The following is a 16,244-nucleotide window of genomic DNA, read 5'->3' on the forward strand; positions in this document are numbered from 1 at the left end:
AACACGCCGTCATCCCGGATCGGCGCCGCTGGCGCGGCTTGCCCGGGATGACACCGCGAGTTGGTTCGCATCAGCAGTCGCTAACCACCTCGCGGCTCAGGCCATCACCAGCCCGCCATCGACATGTAGCGTCTGGCCGGTGACGAAACCGCTCCAGTCACTGGCGAGGAAAAGGACAGGGCCCGCGATATCGGCCGGCGTGGCGATGCGGCGCAGCGGCGTCTGCGCGACCAGCATTTCGCGCACCTCCTCCGGCGTCGCCTCGCTCGCCTGTGTCGGATAGACCAGCCCCGGCGCGACGCAGTTCACCCGGATGCCGAGCGGGCCAAGCTCGGCCGCGAGGTTGCGGCTGAAGCCGATGAGCGCCGCCTTGCCGGTGGTGTAGTCGTGATAGGGAATGCTCGGGCGCGTCACCAGATCGCTCGCGAGATTGACGATGCTGGCGCCGCTGCGGCGCTGGAGCAGCGGCAGCATAGCCCGGCAGACCGTGTAGGTCGCCTTCACCGCGCCCTCGAACTGCTGGCCATAGGCCTCCCAGGGCGTCTCCCAGAAGCGGGCGCGATTGTCCGGGTCGAAGCGATAGGGCGCGAAGGCGTTGTTGACGACGACGTCGAGCCGGCCGACCTCCTCCGAGATGCGCTCGGCCATGGCGGCGACCGCCTCGGGCGAGGTCACGTCGGCCGCGATGGCCAGCGCTTCGCCGCCGAGCGCGCGGCATTCCGCGGCGACGGCTTCGGCTGCCCCATCGTTCGTCCGGTGGTTGACGATGACGATCCCGCCCTCGGCGGCGAAGGCCTTCGCGATCGCTGCGCCGATGCCGCGGCTCGCGCCGGTGACGAGGATGGACCGGTCGCGGAACTTCACGGCGCGCCGTCCTTCTGCGGGATGAGATCGCTCTTCACGACGGCCTTCATATCGAGCGGGCGGGCGATCAGGCCGAGGCTGCGGAAGGTATCGGCACCTTTCTGCAGTGCGTCGAGATCGAAGCGGCCGAGACCCTCGCGTTCCGTCGCCTGCGAGACGCTGGAGAGGTTGCGCAGCTTGATGATCTCGAGATTGACAGTCTCGTCGCGGCCGTTGATGGCCCGGGTGACGGCGAGGCGGGCGGCTTCAGCGGGATTCGCGATCATCCAGGCGGCGGAATCGCGATAGGCGGCGAGGAAGCGCTTCAGCAGCGGCTTGTTCTGCTCGTAATAGCTTTCCTTCACGACGAAGATGTCGCTGGGCAGGTTGAGCTGGTCGCGGACCTCGATGACGTTGGCGTCGCCCAGTCCTCGGGTGCGGGCGACGAGCAGGCCGGTATCGGTCGCGGCCGTGGCGTCGACCTGGCCCTGCATCAGCGGCGCGAAATTGAGCAGGCCGGTCGGCTGGATGGTGACGTCCTTCTCGTTCAGGCCGACCTGATGCAGCAGCACGAGCAGGTTCTGATAGGTGCCGCTGGCGAGGCTGTAGACGCCGATGCGCTTGCCCTTGAGATCGGCTGCTGAGCGGATGCCGCTGCTCTTGAGCGCGACGACGTTGAAGACGTTCTGCGGATAGATGTTGTAGATCGCGACGAGCTTCTCGCCCTTGTCGAGCGCGAGATAGAGCGCGGCGGGATCGGTGAAGGCGATATCGGCCTGCCCCGCGATCAGGGTCTGGAGCGCTGCGCCGCCGCCATTGCCGGGCACGTAGTCGAGCGCGATGCCCTTGGCCTTGAAGAAGCCTTTGTCCGGCTCGGCCAGCAGATTGGTGATCTCGCTGATCGGCTGGCTCCAGCCAGCGACGGTGACCTTGTCGAGTGGCTGGGCTGCAGCGTGCGAGGCGGCCAGCCAGGATAGGGCGAGCAGGAGAAGGGCGCGCAGCTTGGACATGGGATCTAGCCTTTCGAGAAACGGTGCAGGACGCGGCGCTCGAGCAGGCGCACGGCCTCATAGAGCAGCATTCCGAGAGCGGTGATGACGATGAACAGCGCGAAGATCAGGCTCGAATCCATCACGCTCTGGGCGGCGATGATCGAGGCGCCGAGGCCGATCCGCCCGCCGATGAATTCGCCGACGACGGCGCCGACCAGCGCCAGCACGACGGCGACACGCAGGCCCGCCATGATGACGGGCAGCGCCGCCGGCAGTTTGAGGCGCAACAGCGTCTTAAAGCGGCCGGCACCCAGCATGCGGAAGAGCTCGCGCCGGGCGGGATCGACCTCGCTGATCCCGGTCAGCGTGTTCTCCATCAGGGGGAAAAAGCAGATCAGCGCCGTGATCACGACGGTCGGCGTCATGCCGAATCCGAACCAGATGATGAAGAGGGGCCCGAGCGCGAGCTTGGGCACGAGCTGGCTCGCGAGGATATAGGGGCGCAGCAGCCGGCTGAGCGCGGGGACTTCCGCCAGCAGGATGCCGACGCCGAGCCCGACGGCAGTGCCGATGCTCAGGCCCAGAGTCATTTCTGCGGCGGTGACGGCAAGATGCGGCCAGAGGCGGCCGGTGGTGATCTCGCTCCACAGCGTTGCGAGCACGGCAGACGGCGGCGGCAGGACGAGCGTCGAGAGGCCACCGAGCCGGCACCAGGCTTCCCAGCCGGCAAGCAGGGCGAGCATCAGCAGGAGTGAGGGCAGGCGCGCCGTCATGCCGCCGGCCTCCGGCTCGTGGCGGCCTGCGGCCCGCCATCCATGGCATCGCGCAGATCGTGACAGGCCGCGGTGAAGCCTGGAGTGTAGCGCATGTCGCGGTGGCGCGGGCGGGACAACTCGATACGGCGCGCATGGGTGAGCTGGCCGGTGGCCATCACCGCGACCTTGTCGCCGAGATAGACGGCTTCACCGATATCGTGCGTTACGAAAAGCGCGGTCGTGCCGTTGAGCGCGCAGAGCCGCAGCAGGTCGTCCTGCAATTCCTCGCGTGTCAGGGCGTCGAGCGCGGCAAAGGGCTCGTCGAGCAGCAGCAGGTCGGGGTTGCCGATCAGCGCGCGGGCGACGGCGACGCGGCTCTGCTGGCCGCCGGAGAGCTCGGAAGGCCGGCGTGCGGCGAAGTCCGTAAGTCCGACGCGGGCGAGCAGATCGAGCGCCGCGTCGCGGTCGGCGGCCTTCGGGCGGCGCTTCAGCGAGATCGGCAGCAGCACGTTGTCGAGGGCGCTCAGCCAATCGAGCAGGGTGGGAGCCTGGAAGACGAAGCCGGCTCGCGGGCTTGGGCCCTGCAGCGGCTCGCCGCCGATGCGGATGGAGCCTTCTGTCGGCATGAGCAGGCCGGCGGCGAGCTTGAGCAGCGTGGTCTTGCCGCAGCCGCTGCGGCCGAGCAGGCAATGGATCTCGCCGCGGGGGATGGCCCAGTCGACGCGATCGACGATGGCGGGGCCGGACGCGTCATAGCTGTATCCGACCTGCTCGATCGCGACGAAGCCGGGCATGGCAGGGTCAATCGACATAGGGTGCGAACCCTTCCGCCGCGGCCTCAGTGCTCTGCTCGATCTCGGTCAGGGTGACGAGATCGAGCAGGCTGAAGCGCCCGTCATGATGCCAGCCGGCTTCCGGCGCGGTCATGCGTCCGAGCGGGGCGACGCGGCTGACGCCGACCGCGCCTAGCCGCTCGGCGAGCAGGAACAGCCGCTCGGGCGCCACAGCGACACCCGCCGTCTGCAGGAAGCTGCGGTAGGGCGCGACGAGGGCGGGGACCTCATCGAGGCTGTCGACCGAGACCAGCTTGAGCATGCGGTTCAGGCCAGTCGGGCTCAGGGTTTCGGGCGCCTCGACATGGACCACGCTCCAGGAATCGCTGGGCTCGCCGAGGAGTTCGGCCCCACCGTCCATCGCGCGCATCTCCTGCGCGCCCCGCCATGCGGCGATCGACGCGGCTTCGCCTTGCGACAGGGCGCGGCGTGGATGGCGATGGACGAGGGCGCCGAGCTCCTGCGCGAGGTAGCGCGCGAATTCGGCGGGGGCGACCCGTCCGCCGCGCTCGACGAAGAGCAGCTGCGGCGAGTAGCAGCCCTGCTGCTCGTAGCGGGCGACGTCATGGGCCGCGAGCCGGGCGAGCGCCGGTGCCTTGCGGCTGTCGAGCGCTTCGCGGGCGATGACACCGAAACCGATCTTGTGGCCATGCGGCAGGAAGCGCGTGGTGACCGGCAGCTTGGCGCGCAGGGCCGCGAGCGTGTCGTTGCCGCCATAGGCCATGACGGTGTCGGCTTCGCGCAGGAAAACCGGTTCGGCGGCCGCTTCGCCGCCCTTCCACCAGACGATCGCGAGGCATTCGCCGAGTTCCGGGTCGATCTCCGCGAGGAGGCTGGCGAACCACCCCGCGGTCAACGGCTCGGCCGAGGCGAGCTTGCCCACGCTGCCCGCCTTGACCAGCAATCCGCAGATAAGGCTCCAGAGCGAGAGCGCCGGGACGTTGCCGGCCCAGACATGCAGCAGCAGTTCCGGGCCGTGGGCGCGCAGGTAGCCGCCCTTGGGCGTCGGCTGGAAACCTTCGAGCACGGCGGGATTGGCGAAATCCTCGGCTAGGAAGCGCAGGAGCTGCGGGCGCCGGAAGGTCTTGAGATAGCCGGTCAGGCCGAGGCGGACCGTCTCGCGATCATAGCCGGTGACGATCGGCAGGAGATGCTCGGCCTTGCGTCGGAGCGGGTGCCCGCGGTCGAGCAGACGCGCGACGGCGGCGTCGATCGCGGTGACGATGCGGGCGGTGTCCATCTGCTTCAGCCGGGCGCGTGCATTGCTGCGCACATGCTCGCAGAGAGCCGCGGCCTGTGCTTCGTCGAGCTCCGGCAGCGCGATAGTGACGCTTTCGCCCCAGGCACTGTGACTGACCTCGCGCCAGCGCAGCGCCTCGCGGTCCAGGCCGGGCAGATGGCCTGCGTGCTCGATCACGGCGGTCAGCCCCGCGCCGCCGCAAGGAACTCGGCAACCGCGACCGAGCAGCCCTTCGAGGCTTCGCCGTCGACGCGGCCGAACAGCTTGAAGCCACCCGGGACGATCTCGCCGGCGTCCTCGGTCAGGATCGCGGAAACGCAGTTGAAATGCGCGAGGTCGTGATGGACGATGACGCCGCGCTGGCCTTCCGGCAGGTCCGCCCCGGTCAGCGGATCGACGACGCGGCTGCGGATCCAGTGCGGGCCGGATTTGACCGAGGGGCAGGTCTCGTTTCCGTCATCGTAGAGCTGCGAACTCAGCTCGGTCATCCCGTACATGTTGATGCAGGCCGAGCGCGGCACGCCGAAGGCGGCTGCGAGCCCGTCATAGAACTCATCGGGGCCGAGCTCCCGTGACTGGCCCTTGAAGCCGCCGGTGTCGAGGATCAGGCTGCCCTCCGGCAGGGCGAAGCGCCGGCCGCTCGCGGCGAGCGCGTCCAGCACGGGCACGAAGGAATAGCTCGCGCCGAGCAGGGAATAGGGCTCACCGCTCGCTTCGACTTGGGCGAGCGTCGATAGCAGTTGGTCGAGATCGAGACCCGCAGCGTTGATGAAGACCTGTGAATCGGACGTGCCGCATTCGCGCCGGGCGAGCGAGAGATAACAGGCGAGCGAGGAATTCGGCAGTGCCGTCTCATCTGGGAAGAGGACGCCCATGCGGATGCGCTCGCGGTCGCGCATGAAGCGCTTGCGGAAGTTCACCAGCATCGAGTCCTTCCAGACATCGAGCGTCGGGTGGTAGCTGCGGCCGCGCACGCCCTGCGTCGTGCCGCTCGTCATGAAGACATGGCTAGCCGCTTCCGGCGGGATGCAGCTCAACGTCAGGTCCTTGAAGGCGGTGATCGGCACGGCCGGGATGTCGCGCCAGCGTCTCACCGAAAGCGGCGTACGGCCGCGCTGCAGGGCAAAGCGCCTGTAGGGCTCGTTGTTGCGGAACTGATAGGCGAAGACTTTCAGCGCCATCGCCTCGAATTCGGCTTCCGTGGCATCGGGAAGCGAGATGAACGCGAGGAGCGCCTCGATGATCTCGGCTTGCGTCACTGCGGCTCACTCCGTTCGGACGTTCGCGGGCAAGCCGGGAGCGTCGATCGCAACAGGATCATGGGCGCAAGCTGGAATCAGGGCCCGTGACGGCCGCATGTCCCGCATCCCTACGCCGGTATGATCCGGATCAGGTTCGGAGGGTCACCGCGTTGCCGGGCCAAAAGCCCCGCGGGCGGAATCTCAGCCTCCTAGCGAGGCCCCCCTGGGAACGGGATTTAGGTGGGGCTTCGGGCCATGGCTTGTCAAGCATTGCCGGCGCAGGGCCCGCCGCTTTCGGCGAGAAGCCGGGACATGGCGCGCATGCTGAAGAAGAGGCTCGACGCGGGCCTTCAAAACCGTTTCTGTGCCGGCCATGAACGTTCCTGCGCCGCCACCCCGCATCGCCTCCTTTACCTGCGAAAAGAAGCCGGCCACGGGCTCGCGCGGGATGGTCGTCACCAATCATCCGCTCGCCTCGGCGGCGGGCGCGCAGATGCTGCTCGGCAGCGGCAATGCGATCGACGCCGCTGTCGCCTCGCTCTTCGCGCTGACCGTCGCCGAACCGATGATGGTCGGCATTCTCGGTGGCGGCCTGAGTCACATCCGCCTCGCGGATGGACGCCATGTCGTGATCGACAATCTCTCGACCGCGCCGGGCCATGCGACGCCCGACATGTATGACTGCCTTTCCGACGAGATCGGCAGGCAACGCGACACCCGCGACCGCGAGAACGTCGTTGGCGCCAAGGCGGTTGCCGTTCCGGGCGCGCTCAAGGGCTGGTGCGAGGCGCTGGCACGCTTCGGCACGCTGCCGCTGGCCGAGGTGCTGCAACCTGCGATCGGGCTGGCGGAGCGCGGCTTCATCGTCACGCCATATCTCTCGAACTGCATCACCGACAATGCCGGTGATCTCGCCCGCGACCCGGGCCTCGCGGCGATGCTCCTGCCGGGCGGCCAGCCGCTTCAGCCCGGCATGCGGCTGATCCAGTCCGATTATGCCGCGAGCCTGAAACTGATCGCGGCGGAAGGGCCTGAGGCGCTCTATGGCGGGCGGCTCGGGCGCGCGCTGACCGACTATATGGCGGCGAATGGCGGCCTGATCGATCAGGCCGATCTGGCGAATTACCGCATCGAGATGCGCGAGCCTATCCGCGGCTCCTATCGCGGCTATGAGATCGTCGGCCCGCCGCCACCCTCCTCGTCGGGCGTGCATATCGCTCAGATGCTGAACATCCTCGAAGGCTACGACATCGGCGCTCTCGGCTTCGGCTCGCCGGACGCCGTGCATCTGCTGGCCGAAGCGCTGAAGATCGCCTTCGCCGACCGTGCCGTGGCGACGGCCGATCCGGCCTTCGTCAAGGTTCCCGTCGAGAGGCTGATCGACAAGGGCTATGCCGCCGAGCGACGTGCGCTGATCGAGATGGGCCAGACGAAGAACTGGACGGCCGGGCTGTCAGGCGGCGAATCCGCGGACACCACCCATGTCACGGTCGCGGATGCGCAGGGCAACGTCGTCAGCGCGACGCAGACGATCAACGGCTTGTTCGGCGCCTGCGTCCAGATCCCCGGCACGGGGATGATCGCCAACAACTACATGTTCAACTTCGATCCGCATCCCGGCCGCGCGCTCTCGATCGCGCCGGGCAAGCGGGTCTTCACCTCGATGGCGCCGATGATGGCGCTGAAGGAGGGCAGGCTCGCCTTCGCGCTCGGCCTGCCCGGCGCGCTGCGCATCTTCCCCTCGGCGCTGCAGGCGATCGTCAACCTGATCGACCATCGCATGACATTGCAGGAGGCGGTCGAGGCGCCGCGGGTCTGGACCGAGGGCGGGGTGCTCGAGCTCGAGGAGGCGATCCCTGAAGCGGTCGCGCAGGAGCTTGCGGCACGCGGCCACCGAATCGTGCGCTCGCCGCGCGTTGCCGGCGGCATGAACGCCATCGCCTTCAATGCGGACGGCACGCTGACCGGGGCCGCCTGCTGGCGCGCCGACGGCACGCCGGTTGCCATCTCCGGCGGGCTTGCCCGTGCCGGCGCGCGCTTCACCATCTGATCGAATTGCCGGACCTTTCCATGCCCGAGACCATCGTCCTCCTCGACATGACCAGCCCCGAGCGGGCCGACCGGCTGCGTGCGCTGCTCCCGCCCGGCTTCGTGCTGACGCATGGGACCGCGCGCGGCGACGAGCACATGAAGGAGATCATCGCCGAGGCCGACTACGCAATCTCCGGGCAGGTCGGTGTTTCGGCCGATGTGCTGCGGGCGGCGAAGAAGCTGAAGCTGCTGCACAAATGGGGCGTCGGCTACGACAACATCGATATCGCCGCAGCCAAGGAACTCGGCATCCAGGTCGCGCGCACGACCGGCTCCAACGCCGTGGCCGTTTCCGAATTCGCGATAGGGCTGATGCTGTCGACCCTGCGCCTCATCGCCTACGGCAATGCTGAGCTCAAGAAGGGCCATTGGCGCACGGGTCAGTTGCCGTCGGATACCTATACGCTCTCGGGCAAGACGGTCGGCATCGTCGGCTTCGGGGCGATCGGCAAGAATGTCGCGAAGCTGCTGAAGGGCTTCGGCTGCACCATCCTCTACAGCAAGCGCACGCCGCTCGACGTCGCCGAAGAAGCAGCGCTGGGCGTGAAGCATGCTTCGATGGCCGAAATCCTGGCGCAGGCGGACGTCGTCTCGCTGCATTGCCCGCTGACGCCGGAAACCAAGGACCTGATCGATCTGGCGGCCCTGAAGGCAATGAAGAAGACGGCGGTGCTGATCAATGTCGCGCGCGGCGGTGTCGTCAACGAGGCCGATCTCGTCACGGCGCTCAGGGCGAAGGAAATCGCCGGCGCGGCGATGGATGTCTACGAGATCGAGCCGCTCCCGGCCGACAGCGAGTTGCTCACGCTCGACAATCTCGTGACCACGCCGCATCTGGCCGCCATGGCGTCCGACAATTTCGCCCCGGTGGTGAAGCGGATGTTCACGAACATGCAGCACGTCTCGCGCGGCGAGCCGGTGCCGCCGCTCGATCTGGTGGTTTGACGCCGGATCCCGTCATCTTCGGGCGAAGCGAAGCGTAGACCCGAGAATCTCGAGCAGGATGGGCGCTGGAGCCTCCTTCGGCACGAGATGCTCGGGTCAAGCCCAAGCATGATGGCCGAGCTTGGCGCGAGCCTCGCTTCGGCCAAACCGCGCGTACTCAGTGCAGCCCGCCGACGCCGACATAGCGTTCGAGTACGTCGGCATCGGCGCGCAGGGCATCCGGCTTGCCCGACCAGACGATCCGGCCGCGTTCGAGGACGATGACATCCTCGGCGAAGTCGAGCGCGCTCTCCAGGCGCTGCTCGACGAAGAGGATCGTCATCGCGCCGCTGCCGGCGAGCCGGGTGAAGGCCTCCATCAGCATGTCGCAGATCACGGGAGCGAGGCCTTCCAGCGGCTCGTCGAGCAGCAGCACCGAGGGCTGGCCGAGAATGGTCCGGGCCGTCGCCAGCATCTGCTGCTCGCCGCCGGAGAGCTGCGAGCCGAGATTGCGGCGTCGCTCCGCGAGACGCGGGAAGAGGGCGTAGGCTTCCTCGATGGCGCTGCGCGTGCGGCCTTTCAGCCCGGCGAAGAGGTTCTCCTCGACCGTCAGCCCCTTGAAGATTTCGCGGGTCTGGGGGACGAGGCCGATGCCGCTATGGGCGCGGGCGGCGGTGCCGAGCGCGGTGATGTCGGTGCCGCCGAGGCTGATGCTGCCGGCATAGCGGCGCGTCAGCCCCATCAGGCTCGCCATCAGCGTGGTCTTGCCCATGCCGTTGCGGCCGAGGATGGAGAGGCGCCCGCCCGCCGGCACCGAGAAGGAAACGTCCTCCAGCACATGGGTCTGGCCGTAGCCGGCGCTTAAGGCCCTGACGTCAAGCGTGGCTGCCGGCATGCGCGTAATTCCCGAGATAGGCTTCACGGACCTTGGGGTCCCTGGCGACGTCGGCTGGCAATCCCTGGAAGATCAGCTCGCCCGCAGCCAGCACCACGACCCGTTTCGCGAAGCGGAAGACGAGGTCCATGTCATGCTCGATCATCAGCACGGCGAGCGAGGCGGGCAGGCGGGCCAGCGCCTCCTCGATGCGCGGGGTATCGGCGGAGGGCACGCCGGCGGCGGGCTCGTCGAGCAGCAGTACCCTGGGACGCTGCGCCAGCGCGATCGCGATCTCGAGCAGGCGCTGCTGGCCATAGGCGATGGTGGCGACCTTGCGGCGCGCGACCTCCGTGAGCCCGAGCGTGGCGAGGATCTCGGCTGCTTCGTCCTGAACTTCGGAGGCGCCATGGAAGCGGGCGAATATGCGCGTCGCTCGGCCGAGCCGCTGCAGGATGGTCATGACGACATGCTCTTCCGGCGTCATGTCGGGGAAGAGGCGCGTGACCTGGAAGGTGCGGACGAGGCCACGCCTGACGCGCTGGACGGCGCCGATCGCGGTGATGTCCTCACCAGCGAGATGGACGGTGCCGGTGCTCGGCCTGATGCGGCCGGTGACGAGGTTGACGAAGGTGGTCTTGCCGGCGCCGTTGGGGCCGATCAGCGCAAGGCGCGCGCCTTCGGCCATTGCAAGGGAGAGGTCATGATTAACCTTGAGCCCGCCGAACTCCTTCGAGAGATGGGAGACCTCGAACAGCGCGGTCATCGGCCTGTTCCCCAGCGTCCGCGCTTCAGCAGGCGGGCCAGTTCGTCCAGTGTGCCGGAAAGTCCACGCGGGGCGAAGAGCACGATGGCGATGAGCACGGCGCCGACCAGCGTCATCCAGTGGAACGGATTGATCGCGGCGACGATATGTTCGAGCGCCATGAAGATCACGGTGCCGATCAGCGCGCCGTAGAGGCTGCCGATGCCGCCGAGCACCAGCATGACGAGAGCGTTGGCCGAAATCTCGAAACTCACGCTGTCGAGGCCGACGACCTGCGTCGCGATGGCCGCGAGCGCGCCACCCATGCCGGCGACGGCGCCGGAGATCACGAACATCTTGACCAGCACCGGGAAGGCGAAGATGCCGAGCGCGCTGATGCGCAACGGGTCCTCCTTGAGGCCGCGGCAGACCATGCCGAAGGGCGAGCGCACGATGAGGCGCAGGGCTGCGAAGACGACGATGAGCAGAGCGAGGCCGAAGAGATAGGCGGCGCGGCCCCAGAGATCGAACTCGAAGACGCCGAAGAGCGGCGCGGGGACCATGCCGGAAAGGCCATCGCTGCCGCCGGTGATGGAGGAGGCCTTGTTGGCGGCCTCGTGCAGCAGCTGGACGATCGCGATCGAGAGCACGAGCTGTGGCAGGCCATGGGCGCGCAGCATCACCGCGCCCATGAGCAGGCCCATGACGGCGCCAGCGGCGGCGCCGATCAGGATGAGGAGGAAGGGCTCGGTCACGCCGTGCACGCAGGCGATGCCGGCGGCATAGGCGCCCGCGCCGTAGAGCGCGCCCTGGCCGAGCGAGGCAATGCCGCAATAGCCGACGATCAGGTCGAGCGAGAGCACGAGCAGCGCCACCGAGATGACGCGGGTCAGGAAGGCGAGGTTGTCGGGGAAGAGCACATAGCCGGCGAGGCCGACGAGCGCGATCAGGACAAGGCCGACCAGGTCACGGCCAAGCGGTCGGAGGCGACGGGTGGCGGGGCGCGGGAGCGAGGCGTCCGTCATCCTACTGTGCCCGTCCCATCAGGCCGCGCGGGAAGGCGCAGACGATCAGGATCACCGCGAGATAGAAGAAGAAATTGCCGAACTCCGGCACGAGATAGCGCCCGGTGACGTCGATGGCGCCGAGCAGCAGGCAGGCGGCAAGCGCGCCGGGAATCGAGCCGGCGCCGCCGACAGAGACGACGACGAGGAAGGTCACCATATAGCGCAGCGCGTAGTAGGGCTCGATCGGCAGGAACTCGGCGCCGACCACGCCGCCGAAGGCGGCGAGCCCGATCGCGAGCGCGAAGCTCGCCGCATAGATGATATCTGTGCGCACGCCGAGCGCACGGGCCATCGGGGCATTCTCGACGGCGGCGCGCAGAAGGATGCCGAAACCGGTGCCCTCGATCAGGAGCCAGAGGCCGCCGGCGACGACGAGGCCGCTCGCGATGACGAAGAGGCGGTGGCTGGCGATGCTGCGGAAGCCGAGATCGATCGGCCGAGCGAGCTCCGGCGGGAGCGGAATCGTCTTCAGCGTCGGGCCGAAGAAGTAGTTGGTGATGCCGATGACGCAGAAGGTGATGCCGATCGTCATCAGCACCTGGGAAAGCTCGCTGCGGTCGTAGATGCGGCGATAGAGCAGGCGCTCCAGCGGGATCGCGAGGAGCACCGTCCCGAGCATGGCGAGCAAGATGCCGAAGCCGTAGCCGAGCCCGAGGTCGCGCGCCGCATAGGAGGCAATGTAGCCGCCGATCATGGCGAAGGCGCCATGGGCGAGATTGACCACCCGCATCAGCCCCATCGTCAGCGACAGGCCGATGCAGATGATGAACAGCGCCATGCCATAGGCGAAGGCGTCCATGGCGATGCTCAGCGCGGTCTGCATCTGCGGGCCTCGTTACTGCTCAGCGTGCCGCAGCCGGGCAATGCCGCCGTCATGCCCGGGCTTGACCCGAGCATCTCGCGACGGGGAGGCACCAGAGCCTCCTTCTGAAGGAGATTCTCGGGTCTGCGCTTCGCTTCGCCCGAGAATGACGGATGCTGCCACCGCAAGATGGTCCTCACTTGGCGAGGCCGGGATCCTTCTGATCCGGGACGCTGGCGATCTCCTTGTTGATCCAGCGGCCCTGCGCGTCCTTGGCGACCTCGCGCAGGTAGATCGTCTGGGTGATGTGGCGGGTCTCCGGATCGATCTTGACCGGGCCGCGCGGGCTCTCCCAGGCAAGGCCCTTCACGGCCTCGACGGCCTTTTCCGCATCCTGCTTGCCGCCGGTCGCCGCGATCATCTTGGAAATCACGAACATGCCGTCATAGGCGCCGACGGCCGGGAAGGAGAGCAGGTCCGGCGCGCCGATTGCCTTGTCGGCGGCGGCGACGAAGCGCTTGTTGATCTCGGAGTCGTGCGAAACGGCATAGTGGAAGGAGGTCACCATCCCTGCGGCGGCCTCGCCGAGCGCCGGCAGGTCGGATTCCTGCGTCAGGTCGCCGGTGGCGAAGAGCTTGACGCCAGCCTGCTTCAGGCCGGTGTCGCTGAACGCCTTGACGAAGCCCAGCGTCGGGGGCCCGGAAGGCAGGAAGGCGAAGACACCCTGGGCACCGGCATCGCGGATACGCTGCATGATCGGGCTGAACTCGGTGGTGTTGAGCGGCATGCGGATCGATTCGACGACCTCGCCGCCCGCGGCCTCGATCGCCTTCTTGAAGGCGCCCTCGGCGTCGACGCCCGGGCCGTAGTCGGTGACGACCGAGACGAACTTCTTGATGCCGCGGTCCACCGCGGCCTTGCCGATCGGCGTCGCGGTCTGCGCCGTGGTGAAGGACGTGCGCACCACCAGCGGGGAGGAGTTCATGATGGCCGAGGTCGCGGCGTTGAAGATCACCAGCGGCACGTTGCCCTGCTTCAGCAGCGGGGTGATCGCCATCGCGTCCGGGGTGAAATAGACGCCGCCGAGATACTGCACCTTGTCGCGCACGATCAGTTCCTGCGCGAGAGCGCGGGCCTGCTGCGGATTGGCCGTCGGAAGGTCGCGATAGACCAGCTCGATGTCGTGGCCGGCGACGGTCTTGCCGTTCTGCGCCAGCCAGGCCTCGGCGCCGGCCTGGAAGTTCTTGCCCTGCAAGGCGAAGGGGCCGGAGAAAGGCCCGATGATGCCGACCTTGATGGTGTCGGCGCTGGCCGCGCCGCCAAGGCCCCAGGCGCCCGCGAGTGCCAGGGCGCCGGCGCGCAGCAGCCGGCCGAAGGATGTCTTCTGCATTGTTCTCTACCTCCCGATATCGTGCGCCGCTGCGGCTGTGTCCTCTGCCGTGCGGCGGGCGTCGCCGTTCGTTCCTGGTCGGATCGCCATGCGGAGGCGTCCGGCTCTTGTTGTCACCAACGCAATTTTTCGCCTGAGGGCAATGCCCATCGCCTTCGGATGCCGGAAGCCATCAGGTCGAAACAGTCTCGAAGGTGAATTCGTCTCCCGGTGGTGGGCCACGAGATGGTCTGCCCGTCCTGCTGGCTCGTCGTGCCCTGCGTAACAGGGTCTAATAGGGCAGGCCGACATAATTCTCCGCGATGGTGATGCCTGCTGCCCGCGACTGCGTGAGATAGTCGAATTCGGCCTGCTGGATGCGCTGGCCGAAGCCATCCTTCTCCGGGAAGCGATGCAGCAGGTTCGTCATCCACCAGGAGAAGCGCTCCGCCTTCCAGACGCGGGCGAGCGCGCGGGACGAATAGGCATCGAGGCCGGCGTCCGAATGGTCGCGATAGTGCTCGCGCAGCGCGTCGAAGAGATAGCGTACGTCGCTCGCCGCGAGGTTAAGCCCCTTGGCTCCGGTCGGCGGCACGATATGGGCGGCGTCTCCGGCGAGGAAGAGCCGGCCGAAGCGCATCGGTTCGGCCACGAAGCTGCGCAGCGGCGCGATGCTCTTCTCGAGCGAAGGGCCGGTCATCACCGCATCGGCTACCGCCGGGGGCAGGCGCCGGCGCAACTCGTCGAAGAAGGCGTCGTCCGACCAGTTCTCGACCCGCTCCTCCAGCGGAACCTGGACGTAGTAGCGGCTGCGCTCGGCCGAACGCATCGAACACAGCGCGAAGCCGCGCTCGTGGTTGGCATAGACCAGCTCATGCGCCGCCGGCGGGCGATCCACCAGCAGGCCGAGCCAGCCGAACGGGTAGACGCGCTCGAAGATATGCAGCGCATCTGCCGGGACGGAGGCGCGGGAGACGCCGTGATAGCCATCGCAGCCGGCGATGAAGTCGCAATGCAGCTCCTCGGCCTGCCCGCTCGCCCGGAAGGTCACGCGCGGCGAAGTGCCGCCGAAATCGTGCAGCGCGACGTCTTCGGCTTCGTAGAATGTCGTCCGGCCGAGCGCCTGGCGGGCGTCGATGAGATCGTGCGTCACCTCGGTCTGGCCGTAGACTGTGACTGTCTTGCCGCCGCTGAGTTCCTTCAGGTCGATGCGGTGGAGCGCGCCGCGGAAGGCGAGCGCGAAGCCGTCATGGACGATACCTTCACGGTCGAGCCGGCCGCCGACGCCCGCCTCGTGCAGGAGATCGACCATGCCCTGTTCGAGCACCCCGGCACGGATGCGGGAGAGCACATAATCGGCGCTGCGCCGTTCGAGGATGACGTTGTCGATGCCGGCACGCGACAGAAGCTGCCCGAGCAGCAAGCCGGCAGGTCCGGCGCCGATGATGGCGACCTGCGTTCGCATTCTTTTTTCCTCCCACGAAGCGACGATTTGCACCGTTCGATCCGCAAGCCGAGAGTAACGCTTTCGCTGCAATTGACGGAATGGAGGATTCGCGCATTGTCTTGGACAAATCGATCCTGAGGACAGCATGCCCGGCAGAAGCGTCCCCGCCTATTGGCTCTATGGCGAGCGCCTGACGGACCGCTTCCCCGACGCGCTGCATATCGAGCCCATCGTGGCGCGCAGCTCATTGCATGGCTGGACGATCCAGCCGCATCTGCACCACGATCTCTTCCAGTTCTTCCTGGTCGCGCAGGGCGGTGGCCGGACCCGCGTCGACGGCCGCGAGCAGGGTCTCTCGCCGGGGTCGGTGCTGCTGCTGCCGCCGTCGACGATCCACGAATTCGCTTTCCTCGATGGCACCAACGGCTTCGTCGCCAGCGCAGCGGCGACCTCACTGAAGCGCCTGTTCGCCAGCGAGCCGGAGGCTCGTGCTCTGCTCGGAACGGCCGCGGTGCTGCATGTGCCGGTCGGGGGCGCGGAGTTCGCCGGTCTCGACGCGATGATGCGGCTGGCGATGAGCGAATTCGCCGCGAACCTGCCGGTGCGGGAGTTTTCACTCGGCGCCTATGCCGACCTTATCGCTTCCTGGTTCGTGCGGGCCACGCGCGGGGCGCGGGCGGTGGCCGAGCCGGCGCGGGACGCGAGGGCCGAACTGGTCCGCCGTTTCGTCGAACAGGTCGAGGCGCGCTTCCGGCATCATGATGCGCTGACTGACTATGCGCGAGCGCTCGGCGCCTCGGTGCCGCATCTGTCACGCAGCTGCCGGGAACTGCTCGGCCATTCGGCGGCCCGCGTCATCCAGGATCGGCTGATGATCGAGGCGCGGCGTGATCTGGTCTACACGGCGATGTCGATCTCGCAGATCTCGTTCCGGCTGGGCTTTTCCGATCCGGCCTATTTCTCGCGCTTCTTCGCCAAGCGCGCGGGCCTGTCACCTTCGGACTATCGCGTGAAGGCCTGA

At 67.7% G+C, this 16,244-nt stretch carries 15 protein-coding genes and 1 riboswitch; of the genes, 3 read left to right on the forward strand and 12 right to left on the reverse strand.

What is annotated here, in order from left to right:
* Positions 1-96 precede the first annotated feature (96 nt).
* Genes AC1DIN_RS10315 through AC1DIN_RS10340 form a run of 6 tightly spaced genes read right to left on the reverse strand, consistent with a single transcriptional unit; the run spans position 97 to position 5,922 of the window.
* The gene (locus tag AC1DIN_RS10315; protein WP_476809687.1) at positions 97-864 is read right to left on the reverse strand and encodes an SDR family oxidoreductase; all 768 of its coding nucleotides are present in this window, start codon (positions 862-864) and stop codon (positions 97-99) included.
* Positions 861-1,853 carry an ABC transporter substrate-binding protein gene (locus AC1DIN_RS10320; RefSeq protein WP_476809688.1) on the reverse strand — a complete coding sequence of 331 codons (993 nt, stop codon included), beginning with the start codon at positions 1,851-1,853 and terminating at the stop codon, positions 861-863. The genes AC1DIN_RS10315 and AC1DIN_RS10320 overlap by 4 nt, the downstream gene beginning before the upstream one ends.
* Positions 1,854-1,858: 5 nt before the next feature.
* Complete coding sequence (locus AC1DIN_RS10325; protein WP_476809689.1) at positions 1,859-2,608, reverse strand: ABC transporter permease; 750 nt, start codon at positions 2,606-2,608, stop codon at positions 1,859-1,861.
* The gene (locus tag AC1DIN_RS10330) at positions 2,605-3,402 is read right to left on the reverse strand and encodes an ABC transporter ATP-binding protein (protein ID WP_476809690.1); all 798 of its coding nucleotides are present in this window, start codon (positions 3,400-3,402) and stop codon (positions 2,605-2,607) included. The genes AC1DIN_RS10325 and AC1DIN_RS10330 overlap by 4 nt, the downstream gene beginning before the upstream one ends.
* On the reverse strand, positions 3,392-4,840 hold the full coding sequence (locus AC1DIN_RS10335) for an acyl-CoA reductase (RefSeq protein ID WP_476809691.1): 1,449 nt from the start codon (positions 4,838-4,840) through the stop codon (positions 3,392-3,394). The genes AC1DIN_RS10330 and AC1DIN_RS10335 overlap by 11 nt, the downstream gene beginning before the upstream one ends.
* A 5-nt stretch (positions 4,841-4,845) precedes the next feature.
* Complete coding sequence (locus AC1DIN_RS10340; RefSeq protein WP_476809692.1) at positions 4,846-5,922, reverse strand: LuxE/PaaK family acyltransferase; 1,077 nt, start codon at positions 5,920-5,922, stop codon at positions 4,846-4,848.
* An 89-nt stretch (positions 5,923-6,011) separates the two neighbouring features.
* A riboswitch (TPP riboswitch) is annotated at positions 6,012-6,139 on the reverse strand.
* 138 nt (positions 6,140-6,277) lie between these two features.
* On the opposite strand from AC1DIN_RS10340, the gene ggt reads away from it, so the two are divergent.
* Both ggt and AC1DIN_RS10350 read left to right on the forward strand, forming a co-directional pair.
* The gene (gene ggt / locus AC1DIN_RS10345; protein ID WP_476809693.1) at positions 6,278-7,954 is read left to right on the forward strand and encodes a gamma-glutamyltransferase; all 1,677 of its coding nucleotides are present in this window, start codon (positions 6,278-6,280) and stop codon (positions 7,952-7,954) included.
* A gap of 20 nt (positions 7,955-7,974) precedes the next feature.
* On the forward strand, positions 7,975-8,940 hold the full coding sequence (locus AC1DIN_RS10350) for a 2-hydroxyacid dehydrogenase (protein ID WP_476809694.1): 966 nt from the start codon (positions 7,975-7,977) through the stop codon (positions 8,938-8,940).
* 157 nt (positions 8,941-9,097) lie between these two features.
* On the opposite strand, the gene AC1DIN_RS10355 is transcribed toward AC1DIN_RS10350, so the two are convergent.
* From AC1DIN_RS10355 to pobA, 6 genes are all read right to left on the reverse strand, one after another.
* Positions 9,098-9,814, reverse strand: a complete 717-nt coding sequence (locus tag AC1DIN_RS10355) for an ABC transporter ATP-binding protein (protein WP_476809695.1) — start codon at positions 9,812-9,814, stop codon at positions 9,098-9,100.
* Entirely contained in the window at positions 9,795-10,559 is a 765-nt protein-coding gene (locus AC1DIN_RS10360; RefSeq protein ID WP_476809696.1) for an ABC transporter ATP-binding protein, read from the reverse strand. Before AC1DIN_RS10360 ends, AC1DIN_RS10355 begins: the two co-directional genes overlap by 20 nt.
* Complete coding sequence (locus AC1DIN_RS10365) at positions 10,556-11,563, reverse strand: branched-chain amino acid ABC transporter permease (protein ID WP_476809697.1); 1,008 nt, start codon at positions 11,561-11,563, stop codon at positions 10,556-10,558. The genes AC1DIN_RS10360 and AC1DIN_RS10365 overlap by 4 nt, the downstream gene beginning before the upstream one ends.
* A gap of 1 nt (position 11,564) precedes the next feature.
* Positions 11,565-12,428, reverse strand: coding sequence for a branched-chain amino acid ABC transporter permease (locus AC1DIN_RS10370; protein ID WP_476809698.1), 864 nt, complete (start codon positions 12,426-12,428; stop codon positions 11,565-11,567).
* A 175-nt stretch (positions 12,429-12,603) separates the two neighbouring features.
* On the reverse strand, positions 12,604-13,770 hold the full coding sequence (locus AC1DIN_RS10375; RefSeq protein WP_476809751.1) for an ABC transporter substrate-binding protein: 1,167 nt from the start codon (positions 13,768-13,770) through the stop codon (positions 12,604-12,606).
* A gap of 298 nt (positions 13,771-14,068) precedes the next feature.
* Positions 14,069-15,241: a 4-hydroxybenzoate 3-monooxygenase gene (gene pobA / locus AC1DIN_RS10380; protein WP_476809699.1), complete on the reverse strand. Its 1,173-nt coding sequence runs from the start codon at positions 15,239-15,241 to the stop codon at positions 14,069-14,071.
* A gap of 127 nt (positions 15,242-15,368) precedes the next feature.
* On the opposite strand from pobA, the gene AC1DIN_RS10385 reads away from it, so the two are divergent.
* Positions 15,369-16,244 (forward strand): helix-turn-helix domain-containing protein, encoded by an 876-nt coding sequence (locus tag AC1DIN_RS10385; protein ID WP_476809700.1) that lies wholly within the window; start codon positions 15,369-15,371, stop codon positions 16,242-16,244.

It is taken from the genome of Allobosea sp. 05T438 (genome assembly GCF_056396025.1).

Coding starts and splice junctions, on each gene's coding strand:
- AC1DIN_RS10320 (WP_476809688.1), bottom strand. CDS start 1,853: ATGTCCAAGCTGCGCGCCCTTCTCCTGCTCGCCCTATCCTGGCTGGCC.
- AC1DIN_RS10325 (WP_476809689.1), bottom strand. CDS start 2,608: ATGACGGCGCGCCTGCCCTCACTCCTGCTGATGCTCGCCCTGCTTGCC.
- AC1DIN_RS10330 (WP_476809690.1), bottom strand. CDS start 3,402: ATGTCGATTGACCCTGCCATGCCCGGCTTCGTCGCGATCGAGCAGGTC.
- ggt (WP_476809693.1), top strand. CDS start 6,278: ATGAACGTTCCTGCGCCGCCACCCCGCATCGCCTCCTTTACCTGCGAA.
- AC1DIN_RS10350 (WP_476809694.1), top strand. CDS start 7,975: ATGCCCGAGACCATCGTCCTCCTCGACATGACCAGCCCCGAGCGGGCC.
- AC1DIN_RS10355 (WP_476809695.1), bottom strand. CDS start 9,814: ATGCCGGCAGCCACGCTTGACGTCAGGGCCTTAAGCGCCGGCTACGGC.
- AC1DIN_RS10360 (WP_476809696.1), bottom strand. CDS start 10,559: ATGACCGCGCTGTTCGAGGTCTCCCATCTCTCGAAGGAGTTCGGCGGG.
- AC1DIN_RS10365 (WP_476809697.1), bottom strand. CDS start 11,563: ATGACGGACGCCTCGCTCCCGCGCCCCGCCACCCGTCGCCTCCGACCG.
- AC1DIN_RS10370 (WP_476809698.1), bottom strand. CDS start 12,428: ATGCAGACCGCGCTGAGCATCGCCATGGACGCCTTCGCCTATGGCATG.
- pobA (WP_476809699.1), bottom strand. CDS start 15,241: ATGCGAACGCAGGTCGCCATCATCGGCGCCGGACCTGCCGGCTTGCTG.
- AC1DIN_RS10385 (WP_476809700.1), top strand. CDS start 15,369: ATGCCCGGCAGAAGCGTCCCCGCCTATTGGCTCTATGGCGAGCGCCTG.